The following is a 17,741-nucleotide window of genomic DNA, read 5'->3' as shown; positions in this document are numbered from 1 at the left end:
CCGCGCGGTCATGGCCACCGCCGCCGAACTGGTGACCACCGGGCTCGCGCACCGTCTCGAGCGGCCCTCGGCGCTCGGCCATCGTGCCCTGCGGCAGCACCTTGCGGCCGTACCGGTCGCACCGGAGCGGGGGGTGGGACTGCCGGACGCGCTGGACGAGGCGGCGCGGCTGCTGATTCCGCATTCCACCCCGGTCGCCGACCCGCGCTACACCGCACACCTGCACTGTCCGCCCGCGATCTCCTCGCTGGCCGCCGAGGCGCTGCTCAGCGCGCTCAATCAGTCCATGGACTCCTTCGACCAGGGACCGGCCGCCAGCGTGATCGAACAGCGCGTGGTGTCCTGGATGTGCGCGCGGCTCGGCTACGACCGCGCCGCCGACGGCGTATTCACCAGCGGCGGAACGCAATCCAATCTGCAGGGTCTGCTGCTGGCCCGCGATCGTTACGCGCGCACGCGGCTGGGCCACGATATTCGCGCCGACGGGCTGCCGCCCGAGGCATCCCGGTGGCGCGTGGTGTGTACGGCCGACACCCATTTCACGGTGGCGCGGGCGCTGGGCCTGCTCGGACTGGGAACGCGGGCCCTCGTACCGGTTGCGACCACCGCGCAGGGACAACTGGATCCGCGCGCGCTGGTGCGAATTCTCGACGAGTGCGACCGGGCGGGCGAACCCGTCATCGCGATCGTGGCCAATGCGGGCACCACCGATTTCGGGACCGTGGACCCGCTGGCGCGGGTGTGCGCGATCGCCCGCGCCCGCGGCATCTGGGTGCACGTCGACGCCTGCGCGGGCGGGTGCCTGCTGCTCAGCGAGCGGCACCGGGGGCTGCTCGACGGGATCGCCGACGCCGATTCGGTGGCGGTCGACTTCCACAAGCTGCTGTTCCAGGCGATCAGCTGCGGGGCGCTGTTCGTGCGGCGCGGCCCGGAACTGACCGCACTGTCCGGGCACGCCGACTACCTCAATCCGGCCGACGACGATCCCGACGACGCCCTGCACCTGGTGGGGCGGTCGCTGCAGACCACCCGGCGGTTCGACGCGTTGAAGGTGTGGGTCACCCTGCGCGCCCTCGGCCGCGCGGGCGTCGCGGATCTGATCGATCGCACCATGGCCGCCGCCGCGGCCGCGCGGACCGCGGCCGCCGCCGACCCCACGCTGCGGGTGCTCGGCTCGGGGGTCACCAATACGGTCGTGGTGCGTTGGGAGAGCAGGGATTTGCCCGCGTCGGCACTCGACGAGGTGAACGCGGGCATCCGCCGCACGCTCGCCGAGAACGGCCGGGCACTGCTCGGGCGCACCCGGGTCGCCGGCGCGACCGCGCTCAAGCTGACCTTCGTCAACCCGGTGTGCACGCCCGCCCTCGCCCGCACGCTCATCGCCGAGATCGCCGCGTGCGGGGCCGAACTCGCCCACCGGACGAGGAGTGCCGATGTCCCTGCCTGAGCTGACCGTCCGGCGAATCCGTCCCGGCGACAGCGCCTTTGCGCGCGCCAAGCGCTGGGAGTACGAGGTGTTCGGCCGGGAGAACGGCTACACCTGCCCGGCCGACGACGCGGCCGGGGAGATGACGCACTATCGGCGCTGGGAGTCCTCCTCGGAGTTCTATCTCGGCTTCGCCGGGTCCGCGGCCGAACCCGCCGTGGTGCTGCGCGCGCTGCGTGCGGATACCGCGCTGGGCCTGAACAGTTTCAGCACGCTCGCCGATCTCGGCGACGGCCTGGATCCGCCGTGGGCGCGGCGCTTCGCCGCGACCGCCCCCGAGACGGTGGCCGAACTGGCCACCCAGGCCGTGCGCCGCGCCCACCGCGGCGCGGGCGTGATGGAACAGGTGTGGGCCCGATTCGCCGACGAGCTCACCGCCGAGGGCGTGCGCTATCTGACCGTGGCGCTGGTGGTTCCGCTGTTCGATTGGTACCGCATGGTTTTCGGCACCGCCATCGACCGGATCGGCCCCCTGCTGCCCGACTACATCGGCGCCGACTCCATACCCGCGGTGATCGACCTGCACCGGCTGCTCCCGACCATCCCACCGACAGTGAAAGCGACGCAATGACATTCGAGCTCGAGACCCAGCACATCGACATGGTGAGCACCGTCGACGCCCCGATCCAGGCGGTCTGGGCCGCCGTCACCTCCCCCGAGGGCATCAATGCCGAACTGCGCCCGTATCTGAGGATGACGGTGCCGGGCCCGTTCCGTGGCCGCACCATCGCCGACATCGAACCGGGAACCCGCCTGGGCCGCAGCTTCTTTCTGCTGTTCGGCGTGCTTCCGATCGACTTCGACGACATCACCGTCGCCGAGATCGACCCCGGCCGCCGCTTCCGCGAGCAGTCCACCATGCTGTCGATGCGCAGCTGGGCGCACGAGCGCACCCTGCGCGCCGTCGGCGACCGCACCGAGGTCGTCGACGCCGTCACCTTCACACCGCGCGCGCCGCTGGGCCTGATCCCCGGCTGGGGCGCGGTCCTGCGGGCCTGCCTGTCGTTGCTGTTCCGGCATCGGCACCGCCGCCTGCGGGCACACCTGTCGGGTGCGCGCGGGTGAGCGCCATTCGCACCCACGGCCTGGCCAAGACCTATCCGGGCGCCGACAGCGGCGCGGTGAACGGGCTCGACCTCGAGATTCCCACCGGCGTCGTGTACTGCCTGCTGGGCCGCAACGGCGCGGGGAAGAGCACCACCATCCGCATGCTCACCACCCTGCTGCCACCGACGGCCGGGACCGCCGAGGTGCTCGGCGTACCGCTCACCGACGTGCGGCGGCTGCGGCCGCTGATCGGGGTGGCGCTGCAGGAGGTGGCGCTGGACCCGTGGCTCAGCGCCCGCGAACAGCTCGAATTCGGGCTGGCCCTGGCCGGATGGGCACGCACCGCGCGCCGCGGCCGGGTCGATGCGCTGATCGAGCGGTTCGGACTCGAGGCGGTGCAGCGCAAGCGAATCGGGACCCTCTCCGGCGGCATGCGCCGCCGCGTGGACGTGGCCCTGGCCGTCTCGCACGATCCGCGCCTGCTGTTCCTCGACGAGCCCTCCAGCGGACTGGACATCGAGGGCAAGGACGAACTGTGGCGGGTGATCTCGGGCCTGCGCGACGAGGGCCGCACCGTGGTGCTGACCACCCACGACATGGAGGAGGCGATGGCGCTTGCCGACCACGTCGGAATCATCAAGGCGGGCAGGCTCATCGCCTCCGGCCCCGCCGCCGAGCTCACCCGCGCCCGCGGCGCGCGAGCGCGCCTCACCACACCATGGCCCGTATCCGCCGAGGCGAGCACCGGACTGCGCGCGGCGGGCTTTCCGGTCACCACCGACGGCGACCGTGCCCTCACCGTCGAACTGCCCGCCGCTAACGCCCGCGAAATCGCCCGGCTCACTGCGGAATTGCGCAGCGCCGGTCTTGCCGACGCCGAACTGCGGATCGACACCACCTCCCTGCGCGACGCCTTCCTGGAGGCCACGAGATGAAAACGGGACTGCTGTTCCTGCGCTATCTGGTGGTCGGCCTGCGCCAGCCGGTATTCGGCTTCCTCTTCCCGATCGTGTTCCCGGTCGTGCTGGTGGTGTTCGTGCGGGCCATGTTCCAGCGGGTGGCACTGCTGCCCGGCTTCCCGGTGCACTCCTACACCGCCTACATCGCACCGGGCATCATCATGCTGATCCCGATGATCGGATCCGGCTACGGGGCCAGCACCCTGCTCGAGGAGGTCGGCTCCGGATTCGTGGATCGGCTTCGGCTGCAGGGCGTTACCGCCCGCCAGGTGATCACCGCCAAGGTGGGTTTCGAGGCCGTGCGCATCCTGCCCGCCGGGGTGGTGGTGATCGCGCTGCTCGCCGCCCTCGGCGCGCCGCTGCGGGCCGGGATGGGGACGGTGCTCGCGCTGCTGGCGCTGATGTGCCTGTGGTCGGCGGCCTACAGTTCACTGTTCTATCTGGCCGCCGTGCGCACGCTCAATCCGCAGGCGCCGATCGCGCTGCTGCCGTTGGCCCTGCCGGTGCTGTTCGTGAGCCAGGCGCTGATGCCGACCGATTTCCTACCCACCTGGCTGCGGGTGTCGATCGAGCTCAACCCGTTCTCCCACGTCGTCGCCGCCGCGGCCACCCTGATGTACGGCGAGTTCGACCTCGCCCGGCTGGCCGCCGGAACGGCCTTCGCCGCAATCGTTTTCGTCGTTCTGCACCTGCTGTTGCTGCGGCTGGTCCGCCGCCGCATCGGCAGGTGAACCAGAAAGGAGTGCCCATGATGGCCACCATCGAACAGATCCTGCGCGAGATCCTCGTCGAGGATCTCGACCTGTCCCCCGCGGAGTTGCGGCCCGAGGCCGACCTGGTCGCCGACCTCGGTTTCGATTCGCTGTCGTTCGCCACCGGCGTCGCCGAGATCCGTGAACGCCTCGGCGTGACGCTGAGCAAGGACGCCGTGTTCTCCTGCCGCACCCTCGGTGATCTGCAGCGGCTGATCGCCGGTCAGCTGGCCGCGGCCTGATCCGGTAGCGACGAAAGAGAGTGGACGACAGGTGAATCGGTTCCTCACGGCCCTGCTCGACAGCGCCGCGCGCAGCGCCACCGGCATGCGCACCGGCGATCCCGCCGCACCGACGCGCCGAACGTGGGGCGAGGTGCATGCCCAGGCCCGCCGCATCGCGGGCGGACTGATCCGCGCGGGGCTGCGGCCCGGCGGCGCGGTCGCCGTCCTGGCCGGCGCCCCCGCCGAGATCGCACCGGTCGTACAGGGCAGCTGGCTGGCGGGCGGCGCGGTCACCATGCTGCATCAGCCGACCCCGCGCACCGACCTCGCCGCATGGGCGGCCGACACCCGCCGCGCCCTGGCCGTCATCGATGCGCGACTGGTGGTGCTCGGCGCTCCCTTCGGCGAGGTGGCCGCGAATCCCGCGGTCCTGCAAGCCGATTGCGTCACCGTCGAACAGCTGGCGGCCGGACCCGACACCGCGCCGGTGGACACCCGCGACGACGATCTGGCGTTCCTGCAGTTGACGTCCGGTTCCACCGGCGCGCCCAAGGCCGTGGCGGTCAGCTACGCCAATATGTACGCCAACATCCGGGCGATGGAGTTCGCCTCGCTGATCAATACCCGCCGCGACGTCATGATCAGCTGGCTGCCGCTGTTCCACGACATGGGCATGATGGGATTCCTCGTCGCGCCGATGTTTTTGGGCGTGGAGCTGATCTCGATCACCCCGGCCGATTTCCTGGCCGACCCGCTGCTCTGGGCGCGGCTGATCGGCGAGCATCGCGCGACCATGTCCGCCGCACCCGATTTCGCCTACGGCCTGCTGGCCCGCAAACTCGAGCGCGCCGCCGACGGCGCCTACGATCTGTCCTCGCTGCGCTTCGCGCTCGACGGCGCCGAGCCGATCGATCCCGCTGTGCTGCAGCGCTTCCTGGCCGCCGGGGCGCGCTTCGGACTGCGCCGCGAGGCGATCGTGCCCGCCTACGGCATGGCCGAGGCGACGCTGGCCGTCTCGTTCACCCGCCCGGGCGTCGGACCCGCGATCGACGCGAACGGACACGTCCGGCTCGGCCCGCCGCTGCCCGGAATCGAGGTGCGCGTGCGCACCGCGGCCGGTGCCCTCGCCGGGCCCGGCGAGGTGGGTGAGCTCGAGGTGCGTGGGGAGAGCATCATCCGCCGCTACCGCACGACCGACGGCTTCGTCGACGCGGTCGACGGGTCGGGCTGGCTGGCCACCGGCGACCTCGGCTACCTGCACCCCGACCGGCAGATCGTCGTGTGCGGGCGCAAGAAGGAAATGCTCATCGTCTCCGGCCGCAACCTCTATCCGGTCGACATCGAACGGCTCGCCGCGGGGGTGGACGGCGTGCGGCCCGGCAATGCGGTGGCCGTGCGCACCCGCGCGCCGGGTGCGGGCGAGGGTTTCGCGGTGATCGTCGAATCGCCCGTCGGCGAGGATGCCGACGAGCGCACCCGCATTGCCCGCGAGGTCGCCCACCGCGTACAGGCCGGGCTCGGAGTCGGGCCGCGGCGCGTGGAAGTGGTTGCGCCGGGCCGCATTCCGAAGACCCCCTCGGGTAAGCCGCGCCGGCTCGCCGCGGCGGCGCTGCTGCCGGACGAGATCCGGTGCTGAGCCCGGCCGTGCGCACCCTGGGCCGCACGGTGCTGCTGGCCGCGGCGGCGTTGGGCTGGCTGCTGCGCGACAGCGCCTCGGGCCGGTTGCCGTGGCGGGACGCCGTCGTGCAGAGCTGGTTCGTCGTGAGCGTCACCGCCGTCCCGGCCGTCTTCGTGGCGGTGCCGTTCGGAGTGATCGTATCGGTGCAGGTGGGTCAGCTGACCCAGCAGATCGGCGCGACCTCCCTGGCCGGAGCCGCCGCCGGGGTGGGCGTGGTGCGCCAGGGCGCCCCGCTGGTGGCGGCGCTACTGCTCGGCGGGGCGGCGGGCGCGGCGATCGCGGCCGATCTGGGCTCACGCACCGTCCGCGAGGAGATCGATGCCATGCGGGTGATGGGCATCGATCCGGTGCGGCGGCTGCTGGTGCCGCGCCTGGCGGCGATGGTGTTCGTCGCGCCGCTGCTGTGCGTGGTGGTCGTCTTCATGGGCCTGGCAACCGGCTACGTCATCAATGTCGGCATCCAGCACGGCACCGCGGGCGGCTATCTGTCCTCGATCGCGGCCTTCGTCTCGGTGCCCGATCTGATTGCGGCGCTGGTGAAGTCGGCGCTGTTCGGCCTCGTCGTGGTGGTGCTGGCCGGTGCGCGCGGGCTCACGGCCACGGCCGGACCCAAGGGTGTGGCCGATGCGGTCAACGCGGCGGTGGTGCTCGGCGTCGTCGCCACGTTCGCGCTGAATCTGATCGTGACCCAGGCCCTGTCGGTATTCGGGGAGCTACCGTGATCGCCGCCGGACTGGATCGGCTGGGGCACCAGTTGGATTTCGGCGTGCGAGTCGTGGCCGCGCTCCCCCATGCGGCGCGTGCCTATCGCCGGCAGACCATGGTCGTGCTCACCGATATCGTCTGGGGCGGTGGCGGTTTGGTCGTGGGTGGGGGCACGGCGTCGGTGCTGATCTTCCTGGGCGTCGCGATCGGCGGCTCGGTCGGCGTCGAGGGGCTGGACACCCTCGAGCGCGTCGGGATGGGGCCGCTGACCGGATTCGTCTCCGCCTATGCCACCACCCGCGAGCTCGCGCCGATCGTGGCGGCCGTCGGTTTCGCCGCCCAGGCCGGATGCCGGATGACCGCGGAGATCGGGGCGATGCGGATCGCCGAGGAGATCGATGCGCTGGAATCGCTGGCGGTGCGGCCGGTCGCCTTCGTCGTCGCGACGCGGGTGATCGCGGGCGCGGTCACCATCGTGCCGCTGTTCCTGATCGCGCTCATCGCGGCGTACCTGTCCTGCGCGGCCGCGGTGAATGTGGTGCACGGGCAGTCGCCGGGCACCTACTTCCACTACTTCGGCGCGTTTCTGCGGCCCGCGGACGTGGTGTGCGCGGTGCTCAAGGCGGTCGTGCTGGTGACCGTGGTGATCGTGACCCACTGCTATCACGGATTCCACGCCTCCGGCGGACCCGAGGGAGTGGGCCGCGCGTGCGGGCGCGCCATCCGGGCGAGCCTGGTGCTGGTGATCGTCGTCGACATGATGCTGACCGCCCTGTTCTGGGGTGCGGACAGCGGAATCAGGATTTCGGGATGAACATGATCGGTACGCGGCGCGGTCGCGGCGCGGCCGTGGTCGTCGCGGCGATGGTCGCGGGCGCGGTGGTGCTGGCCCAGGCGCAGGGGCGTTTCCACGACGGGCTCGATCTGGTCGTGGACGCGCCGACGGTCGCCGACGGGCTGGTGGCGGGCTCGGACGTGAAGTTCCACGGCATGGTGATCGGGCGCGTGCGCGAGGTCACCGACGCCCGCCGGGTGCGCCTGCGGATCGACCCCGGGGCCGCCGCCGCGCTGCCGGGGGCGCTGGTGGCGCGGTTCACCTCGACCAATGTCTTCGGTTCTCCCGCGGTCGAATTGGTGGCCCGGGGTACGGGTGGACGGGTGCGTGATCGGGCCGTGATACCGCTGGCCGAGGACGCGATCGAGGCGTCGAGCACCGCGGTACTGCAGCGCTCCGGCCGCCTCACGGCCGTACTCGACTCCCCGCAGGTCCGGCGGCTGATGGACTTGGCCGCCCGCGATCCGGGCATCTTCGTCCCGACCGTCGATGCCATCACCGAACTCGCCCGCGCCGTCGCCACGAATCGGCGCGGCGATATCGGCTACTATCTGCGCATCGCCGGAAACCTCGCCGCCGGTTCGGCCGAACTGGAACCGGCGATGGCGCACGCGCTGGTCGCGCTGCTGGATCAGAGCGCCTATTTCGACGACGAGGCCAACCGCGCCCGCACCCGCACGGCCATCGCCGGTCTGAGTCGGGAGTTCCTCCCCGGATACGCCGAGCTGTTCGGCGGAAATCTGGACTCCTTCACCAAGATTCTGGCCGTCGTCATGGATCTCGGTGTGCCGCTGGGCATGTCGTACGGCAGCCTGGCACCCGCCTATCAGCGGCTGCCCGAGCTGATGGATCGGATCGGCGCGGCCTTCCCGGTGGTGGACGGCCGAGTGCAGTTGCAGCTGCGCATCATCGGGGAAACCCTGCCGCAGGTGGCGCGTTCGGTGGGGGCGCGATGATCCGGGTGCGTGGCGCGGCGATCAAGCTCGGACTGTTCCTGATGCTGGTCGGGCTGTGTCTGAGCCTGCTGATGTCGACACTGCGCGGACCGCGGCCGGACCGCGCGGTCGAGTACGCGGCGCTGTTCACCGATGTGTCCGGGCTGGCGGTGGGCGATGCCGTGCGCACCTCGGGGGTACAGGTGGGGCGGGTGACCTCCATCGCGATCACCGCGACGGCGACCGCACGGGTGGGATTCTCGGTCGACGGCGCGCACCGGGTGGGACCCGGCACCGGCGCCGCCGTGCGCTACCAAACCCTGCTGGGCCAAAGGTATGTGGAGCTCACCGGCTCCGGACCCGACGCCCCGCTCCCGCCCGGCGCGACCATTCCGCTGGACCGCACGGTGCCCAGCTTCGACGTGACCCGGCTGTTCAACGGCTTCGAACCGCTGTTCCAGTCGCTGGACACCGCACAGCTGAACCGGCTCGCGGAAAACCTGCTGCACGTGCTGCGCGGCGACGGCGCGGGCATCGGGCCGGTGCTCGACGATCTGCACGCCCTGCTGCGCTTCGCGAGCGACCGTGACGCGGTAGTGGCGCTGCTGATCCGCAATCTCGGCGAGATCGCCGAGCAGATCGGCGGCAAGTCCGAACAGGTCGGCGCGCTGATCAAGCAGGTCGCGCAGATCATCGGCGTATTCAGCGGGCGGGCACGGGAATTGGTGGATTCGCTGCGGGTCGCCGCACACGGGCTGGAACCGGATGTCGGCATTCTGACCGAACTGGAGTCGCTCTACGACGACAGCGCGCAGCCGCTGCTCGAGCTGGTGCGGCGGCTGGTACCCGACAGCGACCAACTCGCGCAACTGCTGACGCTGGTGCCCGGGCTGATCCGCGGACTCAACGCCAACTACCCGGGAGCGGACCGATGAGGCGGCTCGGCGGGCGCGAACTGCGCTGGGGCATAGCGGCATTGGTGATCGCCATCGTCGCGCTGATCGGCCTGGCTTCGGTCCGGTGGGTCGCGGTCGGGGAGGACACCTACGCGGCCGAGTTCCGCAATTCCGGCGGGCTGCGCGCGGGTGACGAGGTGCGGATCGCGGGGGTGCGGGTGGGCCGGGTGCGGGCCGTCGAACTCGACGACGACCACGTCCGGGTCGACTTCGCCGTCACCTCCGGCACCCCGGTCGGCGATCGATCCAGCGCCGGAGTGCGGCTGCTCACCCCGACCGGCGGGCACTACCTCGCCCTCGCGCCGTCGGGTGGGAAACCGCTGGGCCGCCAGCCGATTCCGCGCGAGCGGACCACCACCCCCTACGAGCTGACCGATGTGGTGCAGCAGGCGACCGCGCCGCTGCGCCAGACCGACGGGCAGACCCTGCGGGCGACCATGGCCGAACTGGACCGGGCGCTGGCGGACCGCCCCGACGCGGTGCGCGGCATCCTCGGCGATCTGCACCGGCTCATCGGAGTCGTTGCCGCACAGGCGGATCGGCTGGATCGCGCGGTGACGGTATCCGACGAATACGTGGCGGCCACGGCCGCCGACCGCGCGGTGCTCGCCGACTTCGTCCGGCGGCTCGGCGCGATCTCGGCCGAGCTCGCGGCGGGCAAATCCGAGGTGATTCGGGCATTTCAGCTGCTGCGGCGGCTCATCGAGGTGACCCACCGCCCGATCATGGCCTACGCCGATCAGGTGGAGCCCCTGATCACCCAGCTCGAGCAGCTGCTGGCCAAGGTCGCCGACGCCCCGCAGCGCCTGGACGCCGCGATCGCGGGAATCGACGAATTCGTGCGCAAGGTAGGGCCGCTGGTGGGCGCGGCGACCGGACGCTGCGCGCCGGGACGGGAGTGCTGAGATGCGCATCGGAAAACGGCTCGGCTACCCCGTATTCGGGGCGATGGTGGTAGCCCTGCTCACGGTCTCGGGATCGGCGGCGGTGACACCGGTCGCACGGCTGCGCTACGGCAAGCCGATCTGCGCCGAATTCGCCGATGTCGCGGGGCTGTACCGCGGCAATCAGGTTTCGGTGCTCGGCGTGCCGGTGGGAGTGGTGGACCGCATCGACGCGCGTGGCGATCGGGTACGGGTTTCGATGCGGGTCCGCGCCGATATCGCGGTCCCCACCGACACCGCCGCGGTCACCCTGGCCGACTCGATCGTGACCGACCGCCACATCGAACTCGTCCGGCCCGCGTCCGGACCCGAACTGCCGCATGGGGACTGTATTCCGCTCGCGCACACCAGGACTCCGGTCGGCATCAGCGAGACCTTCGCCGCCATGCGGCAATTGAGCACCGATCTGGGCGGGGACCGCACGGTCGGCGACACGCTGAGCACGCTCGACCGCGCCGTCCACGGCACCGCCGACACCGCCAACGACCTGCTGGGGGGGCTGTCGGCCGTGGCCGGGGACCCGCATACCCGCGACGCCGCGCTGCGACGGCTCATCGACAACCTGGACACCCTCACCACGATGTTCACCGGGAACTGGCCCGATATGGAACTGCTGCTGACCCATCTGCGCGACGGACTCGAGGTGGTGGAGGGGCTCTCGGCGAATTTCGCGCCCATGATCGATCTGTCCAACCAGCTGCTGCCGGTGCTGGCCCGACTCGCCGACACCTACGGGCCGCGGGTCTACCCGCTGCTCGACACGCTGGTCCCGCTCGCGCACGCGGGCCTGCGGAACGCGGGCGGCATTCGCGAACTGCTGTCGCATCTGTCGGCCGCGGCCGAAACGGGACGGCGATGATGCGCCGGGCCCTGCTCGCCTGTTCGGTGGCCGCGCTCGTGGCTGGGTGCGGCGTCGACCCCGCGGAGATCCCACTGCCCGGCACGGCCGTATCGGGCGCGAGCTATCCGATCCGGATCGAATTCACCGGCGTGCTCAACTTGCCCGCCAAGGCGAAGGTGATCGCCGACGGCGTCGAGGTCGGGGTGGTGGACCGGGTCGAGCTGCGCGATCGGCTGGCGGTCGCGACCGTGACCGTGCGTGCGGCGGTACGGCTTCCGGAATCGACGCGGGCCGAGATCCGGCAGGCGACGATACTCGGCGAACCGTATGTGGCGCTGATCCCGCCGCGCACGGCGACCGGGCCCACCCTGGCCGCGGGCGCGGTGATTCCGGTCGGCCGCACCCGGGCGCCCGACAGCGTGGAGGATCTGCTGCGCGGCATGTCGAATATCCTGGCCAACGGGCGATTCGGCGATCTGGCCGCCGCGGTGGCGCGCGCCGATGCCGCCTTTCCCAGCGATGCGGAGTATCGCGCCCTGGCAGCCGAGATCCGCACCGACCTGCGCGATATGACCGCGAGCACCGCGGATCTGGATCGTATCCTCGACGGCGCGGCCCGCATGAGCGCCGATCTGGCCGCGCGCAAATCCGCGGTGGACCGCGCGCTGGTACTGGGGCCGGGCCGGGCGGCCGGGCTCGCCGACGTGCTGTTCGGCGTGGTCGATCTCGCGGTGGGCCTCGGCCGCCTGGCCGGACCCGCGGGGGATCTGGTGTGGCCCATCTACCCGCAGACCATGGACATCTACCGCGCCATGCGCCCACTGCTGCTGACCATCGCCTCGGCCGACACCACCGTGCCCATGAATATCGACAAGCTGATCGCGCTGTTGCGCGACAAGCTGGTCCCGTACTTCAGCGCGCCGCCGAACGTCCGGGTGGTCGAGCCGGCCCGGCAGGCCGACGAGCTCGTCACCGTCCTGCGATCGATCGGAATGGTGCCGTGACCGTACGACATTCGGCCTCCCTCGTCGCGCTGCTGGCGACCACCGTCGCCACCGTGGCCTACCTCGGCCTCGGCGTACTCGATCTGAATCCCGTGCGCCGGACCACCACCGTCACCGTGCACATGCCCTCCTCCGGCGGGCTGCTGGCTACCTCGCCGGTGCACCTGCGGGGGCTGCGCATCGGCCGCGTGCGTGAGCTCGACCCGACCTCGGACGGCGTCGACGCGGTCGTGGAATACGATGCGCACCATCGCATTCCGGCTGCCAGCGCGGTGCTGGTGGCGAACCTGTCGGCGGCCGGGGAGCAGTATCTGGAATTTCGGCCCGAGTCGGCGGACGGCCCGTACCTCACCGAGGGCGCGGTGATACCGACGCAGCGCGTACGGGTGCCGGTCACCGCCGCCGAGGCCATGGCCGGGCTCGATGCGCTGCTGGGACAGGTGGATCCGGCGGTGCTGGCCCGCCTGGTCGACACCGCGGACGCGGCGACCCGCGGACGCGACGGCGATGTGGATCGGCTCGCCGAGAACGCCGATTTGTTCGCGCGAACCCTGCGCGACAAACGCGACGCCATCGCGCGACTGTGGCACAACCTGCAGTCGCTCGCCGACGACCTCGACGGCCACTCCGCCACTCTCGCCGAGGTCGCACCCGTCATCGCCCGCGCCGATCCGGAGGTCGTCCATCTCATCCGGGCCTTCCAGGACTACTCCGTTGTCGGCGAGCACATCTGGGACGACTCGCTGAATCCGGTGATGCACAAGATGAACGACTACGCCGGAGCCCTCGCCCCCGATCTGGCCCTGCTGGCCGCCGCCCTGCGGCCGGTGACCGCGCCGCTGCGCTCGCTGCGTCTGGACGCGGGCTCGATCGTCGATCTACTGGAGCAGACCTTCCCCGGTGACGGCACCGCCCACCTCCCCATCCCACCCTCAGGAGCACGATGACCCTCGAACTCGACCACCCCGCAACGACTTCCGACACCGGCGAGCAGCCCGAGACCCGGCCCGCCCGCGCCCGGTGGCTGCCCTGGTTCGCCGCGACCGCGCTCGCGGCCGTGGCGGTGTGGCTGGGCTGGGGATGGCATCAGCAGGCGCGCGAGCTGGCGGCGCTGCACGATCGCACCGCGAATTCCGACCGCGCCGCGGCGGTGGCCAAGGAGTACGCGACCAAATCCCTGACCTACGACTTCCACCACCTCGACGCCTTCTTCGACAGCGTGCGCGCGGGTACCACCGCGAGCCTGGCCGACCGGTACACCACCGTCCACGACACCCTGAGCAAGATCATGACCGAGGCCCAGGTGGTCGCGCACGGCGAGGTCGTGGCGACCGCGGTGAGCACCTCCGACGACAAGACCTACACCGTCACCGTCTTCGCCACCCAAACCACCCAGAACGCCCGGCATCCCGATCCGATCACCGCCTCCACCCTGCTCACGGTCACCGTCCAGCACACCGACGACCGCTGGCTGGTGTCGGACTATCACGCCCGCTGAGGCCGCGCCCCGAATTCGTAACGGCGCGGGTCGAATCGGCGGGTGGCCAGCGCATACCCGATATGCGATCCGGGCCAGACCGCGAACACCTTTCCGTCGGCGGTGTGATACCAGCCGGGGCAGCCGGTGGTGAACACGGTGCGGGCCAGTCGTCGGCGCAGCCGGGCATTGAAGCGGTCCTGGACCTCGCGCCGCACGTCGATCCAGCCGCCCGTGCGGGCGATGTGCCGCAACGCCATACGCACATACCGCGCCTGCTTCTCCAGCAGGAAAATAATCGTATTCGTGATCGAGCCGGTGTTGGGCCCGTACATCATGAACAGATTGGGGTAACCCGCGACGGAGATCCCCAGATACGCCTCGGGGCCGTCCTTCCATTCGGTGTGCAGCTTGCGCCCGTCCCGGCCGGTGATATCGATCGGTGCGAGATATTCGTCGGCGGTGAAGCCGGTGCACCACACGATCACATCGGCGGCGACCTCGGAACCGTCGGCCAGCCGCAGTCCGTCCGGGCGCACCTCGCGCACCCCGTGCGGATGCAGGGTGACATGGTCGCGATCCAGCGCCGGATACCAATCATTGGACAGCAGAATGCGATTGCAGCCGACCCGGTAATCGGGCGTGACCGCCGCGCGCAGTGCCGGATCGGAGATTTCGCGCCGAATCTTGCCGCGCAGCCACGCCTCGAACAGGCTGCGCACCGGATCCAGCGCGGTGAAGATCAACGGGACCCGCGCCTCGAACCAGAGCCACTCGACATTGTGCTCGAGCCGCGCCAACCCCGGCACCTTCCGCAACAGCCGATGCGGTATTCCGTCGGTGCCGTGGTTGTACTTGTTGGCCACCCAGTTCGGGGAGCGCTGGATGACGTGCAGCTCATCGACCTCGTCCACGATCGCCGGTACCAACTGGATGGCGCTCGCGCCGCTGCCCACCACGGCCACTCGCTTACCACGCACCGAGACCGCCGGATCCCATTCGGCCGAATGGAACTGCGCACCAGCGAAACTCGACCGTCCGGGCAGGTCCGGAATACGCGGCCGCGACAGCTGCCCGGTCGCGCAGATGAGCGCGTCGAAACCGCGCCGCTCCCCGCTCGCCAGTTCGATCTCCCAGCGACCGTCGACGAAGGTCGCGGCCGTCACCTCGGCGCCGAACCGGATCCTGGGGGTGACACCGTACCGATCCGCGCAGCGCCGCAGATAGGCATGGATCTCCGGCTGGGTGCCGTAGCGGGCCGACCACCGCGTCTCCAGCTCATAGGAGAACGAATAGGTCGGCGACGGCACATCGCAGGCCGCACCCGGATAGGCATTCGCACGCCACACCCCGCCGACCGAATCGGCCCGCTCGAACACCTCGTAGTCGATCCCATGGCGCCCCAACTCGATAGCCGCCGCCAGACCACCGAATCCGGCCCCGACGATCGCCACCGATGGCGTCCCGTCCTCCGCCCGCATGGCGCACCTCATCAGAGTCAAGTTTCGTCAGACGAAACATCGTTTCCTGATGCGATCCTCTCAATGCCATGCCCACCCGTCAATGGCCGCACCGATCACGCGCTCATGCGGCGACCGAGTCGTAGTAGAACGCTTTGCCCGTTCCGCCGTTGCGGCCCACCGCGATCGCGATGTTCAGCTGTGCCATCGACTCCAGCAGCCGGGAGTTCGCGAGCTCGCCGACCTGTACCGGGGCGAAGCCGAGTTGGTCGGCGAGTTCGGCCACCCGGTCCGCGGCCGGAGCCGGTCCGGCGATGAAGGCTGTGACCCGCCGCGCCGTCGGCTCGGTCACCGCCGGTGCGGTCATGACGTCGGCGAAGATCGCGTTGAACGCCTTGACCACGATCGCCTCGGGCGCCGCCGCCTGGATGACCTCGGCGGCCGAACCACCCTCGCCGAGCGGTATCGGACGCCAGTCGCCGGCGGTCACCGGGTTCGTCGCATCGATCACGATCTTGCCGGTGAGGAATTCCCGCACGGAGGCGACGACCTCGCCCGCGGTCTCGAAGGGCACGGCGATCACCACCACATCGGCCCATTCGGCCGCGGCGGCGAACGCCCCCGCCGGAGACCGGCCGCTCAACCGCGTTTCACAGCCCGCCCCCTCGGCCAGCCGCGCCAGCGCCCGAGCCACATTGCCACCGCCGAGAAAACCTATCTTCATGGTCTCACCTCTCGTAACGCTCTAAATTGCTTAGAACGTTATCACATCAGGTAGGGCCTAGACTATGACTCATGTCCTCGTCGATGCCCGCCTCCCTGCGCCGCGCCCGGGCGCTGGCCAACACGATCGCCTACCTCGGCCACGACGACGAGCTGGCGACGCCGGAGCAGGCCGAGCGCTGGTTGCGGGAGATGGGCTGCGATGCCACGGTCGACGACACCGCCCTCGAACGCCTCCGGCAGTTCCGCACGGCCGTCCGCGCCTGGGTGGCCGCCCTCGCCGATCCGCAACCGGCGCGGGCTTCGGCGCTCGGTGGGGTCACGCTCGGAGTGGAGGTCGCCGACAATGCCTGGCGGTTACGACCCCTCGGGTCCGGTATCGACGCCTTCCTCGGCGCGATCGCCGCCGACCTCGTGTACGCCTGCGCGGCGGGTGTGAGCGATCGCCTCAAGCTGTGCTCGCACGAGCGGTGCGCGATCGCGTTCTGGGACACCACCCGCAATCGCTCCGCCCGCTACTGCAATCCGCGCACCTGCGCGAACACGGTCCGCCAGCGCGCCTACCGAATTCGCCGCGACGACACCGGATCCCGCTCCTGACCGACCCTTCGGACGTCCTCGTTCTCCAGCACCAGCGTCTCGAACAGCAGCACCAGGGTGTCCAGGGAGATCGGATCGCTGGCGGCCGCGGCGTGAGCGAAACCGTCGACCAGGGCGGTGATCATCCGCGCGACCTGTCCGGGATCCAGATCGGCGGGAATCGCCCCGGCCTGCTGGCCCGCGCGCACGGAGTCGGTGAGCGAGTCGTGCATGGCGGTGGCCCAGCGCGAATAGGCTTGCGACAGTTCGGGATAGCGGCGGGCATCGATCGGCGCGGTCACCACGAAACCGGCCAGCTCCGGGGATTCGTGGTTGATCAGCATCGATACCTCGAGCACCGCGCGCAGCAGTTCACGCACCGAGCGGGCGTCGGTGGTCCGGGCCTGGGCGCGCTGCAGAATGGTGCCGTACACCTCGTCGCACACCGCGGCGAACAGTCCGTCCTTGGTGCCGAAGTGGTAGTAGACCGCGCCCGCGGTCACGCCCGCGACCCCGGCGATCTGGCTGTTGGTCGCCGGTCCGTAGCCGGATTGGGCGAAGCAGCGAATGGCCGCGTGAATCACGCGCCTGCGCGTTTCGACACTGTCGATTCCGGCGGGACGACCGGGACCGTTGCGGGCCGGTTTGCGCTGCGTCATCTATTCATTATCCGGAGGGGCTTTCCCGCCTACATCTCCAGGATGCCGAGCGTGGTGCCGACCGGATACTCGGTATCGGTCTCGGCCGCGCCGTGGCGCAGGATGCCATCGGAGGGGGCGGGAATCTCGGTCTCCACCTTGTCCGTTGCGACGGTGTACAGCGGTTCGCCCGCCGATACCGCGCCGCCGTCGGGCACCAGCCAGCCCAGGAAGGTCCCGTCGGTCATCGAGACGTCCAGCTTGGGCATTTTGATCTCCATCGGTCTTCGCCTCTCCTACCTGCCGTCTCGGGTCTCGATGCGCAGCGCCCGCGCGGGGCAGTCGGCCACCGCGGTCGCGGCGGCGGATTCGTCGGGGACGCCGGGCCGCAGCACCCGGGCGATGCCGTCGTCGCCGACCTCGAACAGCTCCGGGGCCGCCGCCTCGCACAGGCCGTGGCCCACGCACAGCTCGCGATTCACGACAACGCGCACATCC

Annotated in this window: 22 protein-coding genes; 17 read left to right on the top strand and 5 right to left on the bottom strand. The window is 70.6% G+C overall.

From position 1 onward, the window contains the following. The first annotated feature begins 10 nt into the window (after positions 1 to 10). The 16 genes from NDR87_RS00385 to NDR87_RS00310 all read left to right on the top strand — a co-directional run bounded on the left by NDR87_RS00385 (position 11) and on the right by NDR87_RS00310 (position 13,864). Entirely contained in the window at positions 11 to 1,447 is a 1,437-nt protein-coding gene (locus NDR87_RS00385; protein WP_286012962.1) for a pyridoxal-dependent decarboxylase, read from the top strand. Further along, entirely contained in the window at positions 1,434 to 2,057 is a 624-nt protein-coding gene (locus NDR87_RS00380) for a hypothetical protein (RefSeq protein ID WP_251909379.1), read from the top strand. Before NDR87_RS00385 ends, NDR87_RS00380 begins: the two co-directional genes overlap by 14 nt. Next, positions 2,054 to 2,551 carry a hypothetical protein gene (locus NDR87_RS00375; RefSeq protein WP_251909380.1) on the top strand — a complete coding sequence of 166 codons (498 nt, stop codon included), beginning with the start codon at positions 2,054 to 2,056 and terminating at the stop codon, positions 2,549 to 2,551. The genes NDR87_RS00380 and NDR87_RS00375 overlap by 4 nt, the downstream gene beginning before the upstream one ends. Continuing rightward, positions 2,548 to 3,468: an ABC transporter ATP-binding protein gene (locus tag NDR87_RS00370; RefSeq protein ID WP_251909381.1), complete on the top strand. Its 921-nt coding sequence runs from the start codon at positions 2,548 to 2,550 to the stop codon at positions 3,466 to 3,468. Before NDR87_RS00375 ends, NDR87_RS00370 begins: the two co-directional genes overlap by 4 nt. Beyond that, complete coding sequence (locus NDR87_RS00365; RefSeq protein ID WP_251909382.1) at positions 3,465 to 4,223, top strand: ABC transporter permease; 759 nt, start codon at positions 3,465 to 3,467, stop codon at positions 4,221 to 4,223. The genes NDR87_RS00370 and NDR87_RS00365 overlap by 4 nt, the downstream gene beginning before the upstream one ends. 17 nt (positions 4,224 to 4,240) lie before the next feature. Next, positions 4,241 to 4,486, top strand: coding sequence for an acyl carrier protein (locus NDR87_RS00360; protein ID WP_251909383.1), 246 nt, complete (start codon positions 4,241 to 4,243; stop codon positions 4,484 to 4,486). An 85-nt stretch (positions 4,487 to 4,571) separates the two neighbouring features. Continuing rightward, positions 4,572 to 6,104 carry a fatty acyl-AMP ligase gene (locus NDR87_RS00355; protein ID WP_372494076.1) on the top strand — a complete coding sequence of 511 codons (1,533 nt, stop codon included), beginning with the start codon at positions 4,572 to 4,574 and terminating at the stop codon, positions 6,102 to 6,104. Further along, complete coding sequence (locus tag NDR87_RS00350; RefSeq protein ID WP_251909385.1) at positions 6,098 to 6,868, top strand: ABC transporter permease; 771 nt, start codon at positions 6,098 to 6,100, stop codon at positions 6,866 to 6,868. The genes NDR87_RS00355 and NDR87_RS00350 overlap by 7 nt, the downstream gene beginning before the upstream one ends. Continuing rightward, positions 6,865 to 7,665 (top strand): ABC transporter permease, encoded by an 801-nt coding sequence (locus NDR87_RS00345; RefSeq protein ID WP_251909386.1) that lies wholly within the window; start codon positions 6,865 to 6,867, stop codon positions 7,663 to 7,665. The genes NDR87_RS00350 and NDR87_RS00345 overlap by 4 nt, the downstream gene beginning before the upstream one ends. Next, a complete protein-coding gene (locus tag NDR87_RS00340) occupies positions 7,662 to 8,642 on the top strand; it encodes an MlaD family protein (protein WP_251909387.1) in 981 nt (326 codons plus the stop codon). Before NDR87_RS00345 ends, NDR87_RS00340 begins: the two co-directional genes overlap by 4 nt. Next, complete coding sequence (locus tag NDR87_RS00335) at positions 8,639 to 9,556, top strand: MlaD family protein (RefSeq protein WP_251909388.1); 918 nt, start codon at positions 8,639 to 8,641, stop codon at positions 9,554 to 9,556. The genes NDR87_RS00340 and NDR87_RS00335 overlap by 4 nt, the downstream gene beginning before the upstream one ends. Beyond that, a complete protein-coding gene (locus NDR87_RS00330) occupies positions 9,553 to 10,482 on the top strand; it encodes an MlaD family protein (protein ID WP_251909389.1) in 930 nt (309 codons plus the stop codon). Before NDR87_RS00335 ends, NDR87_RS00330 begins: the two co-directional genes overlap by 4 nt. A 1-nt stretch (position 10,483) precedes the next feature. Then, the gene (locus NDR87_RS00325; RefSeq protein ID WP_251909390.1) at positions 10,484 to 11,380 is read left to right on the top strand and encodes an MCE family protein; all 897 of its coding nucleotides are present in this window, start codon (positions 10,484 to 10,486) and stop codon (positions 11,378 to 11,380) included. Then, entirely contained in the window at positions 11,377 to 12,366 is a 990-nt protein-coding gene (locus NDR87_RS00320) for an MlaD family protein (RefSeq protein WP_251909391.1), read from the top strand. The genes NDR87_RS00325 and NDR87_RS00320 overlap by 4 nt, the downstream gene beginning before the upstream one ends. After that, positions 12,363 to 13,313 carry an MlaD family protein gene (locus NDR87_RS00315; RefSeq protein ID WP_251909392.1) on the top strand — a complete coding sequence of 317 codons (951 nt, stop codon included), beginning with the start codon at positions 12,363 to 12,365 and terminating at the stop codon, positions 13,311 to 13,313. The genes NDR87_RS00320 and NDR87_RS00315 overlap by 4 nt, the downstream gene beginning before the upstream one ends. Further along, positions 13,310 to 13,864: a hypothetical protein gene (locus NDR87_RS00310; RefSeq protein WP_251909393.1), complete on the top strand. Its 555-nt coding sequence runs from the start codon at positions 13,310 to 13,312 to the stop codon at positions 13,862 to 13,864. Before NDR87_RS00315 ends, NDR87_RS00310 begins: the two co-directional genes overlap by 4 nt. Here the strand turns inward: NDR87_RS00310 and NDR87_RS00305 are convergent. After that, the gene (locus NDR87_RS00305) at positions 13,852 to 15,324 is read right to left on the bottom strand and encodes an NAD(P)/FAD-dependent oxidoreductase (RefSeq protein WP_251909394.1); all 1,473 of its coding nucleotides are present in this window, start codon (positions 15,322 to 15,324) and stop codon (positions 13,852 to 13,854) included. The genes NDR87_RS00310 and NDR87_RS00305 overlap by 13 nt on opposite strands. Before the next feature lie 103 nt (positions 15,325 to 15,427). Beyond that, complete coding sequence (locus tag NDR87_RS00300) at positions 15,428 to 16,027, bottom strand: NADPH-dependent F420 reductase (RefSeq protein ID WP_251909395.1); 600 nt, start codon at positions 16,025 to 16,027, stop codon at positions 15,428 to 15,430. 71 nt (positions 16,028 to 16,098) lie between these two features. Between NDR87_RS00300 and NDR87_RS00295 the strand changes: the two genes are divergently transcribed. Further along, positions 16,099 to 16,626, top strand: coding sequence for a CGNR zinc finger domain-containing protein (locus NDR87_RS00295; protein WP_251909396.1), 528 nt, complete (start codon positions 16,099 to 16,101; stop codon positions 16,624 to 16,626). Here the strand turns inward: NDR87_RS00295 and NDR87_RS00290 are convergent. Genes NDR87_RS00290 through NDR87_RS00280 form a run of 3 tightly spaced genes read right to left on the bottom strand, consistent with a single transcriptional unit; the run spans position 16,587 to position 17,737 of the window. Beyond that, positions 16,587 to 17,264 carry a TetR/AcrR family transcriptional regulator gene (locus tag NDR87_RS00290; RefSeq protein WP_251909397.1) on the bottom strand — a complete coding sequence of 226 codons (678 nt, stop codon included), beginning with the start codon at positions 17,262 to 17,264 and terminating at the stop codon, positions 16,587 to 16,589. The genes NDR87_RS00295 and NDR87_RS00290 overlap by 40 nt on opposite strands. A gap of 29 nt (positions 17,265 to 17,293) precedes the next feature. Next, entirely contained in the window at positions 17,294 to 17,524 is a 231-nt protein-coding gene (locus NDR87_RS00285) for a biotin/lipoyl-containing protein (RefSeq protein ID WP_251909398.1), read from the bottom strand. Between the two features lie 15 nt (positions 17,525 to 17,539). Further along, positions 17,540 to 17,737, bottom strand: coding sequence for a ferredoxin (locus NDR87_RS00280; RefSeq protein ID WP_251909399.1), 198 nt, complete (start codon positions 17,735 to 17,737; stop codon positions 17,540 to 17,542). Positions 17,738 to 17,741: the final 4 nt, after the last annotated feature.

The organism is Nocardia sp. CDC159 (assembly GCF_023740735.1).
Taxonomy (GTDB): domain Bacteria; phylum Actinomycetota; class Actinomycetes; order Mycobacteriales; family Mycobacteriaceae; genus Nocardia; species Nocardia pulmonis.
Note: the sequence above shows the minus strand (reverse complement) of the source record. Positions and strands in the feature narration are given on the sequence as shown.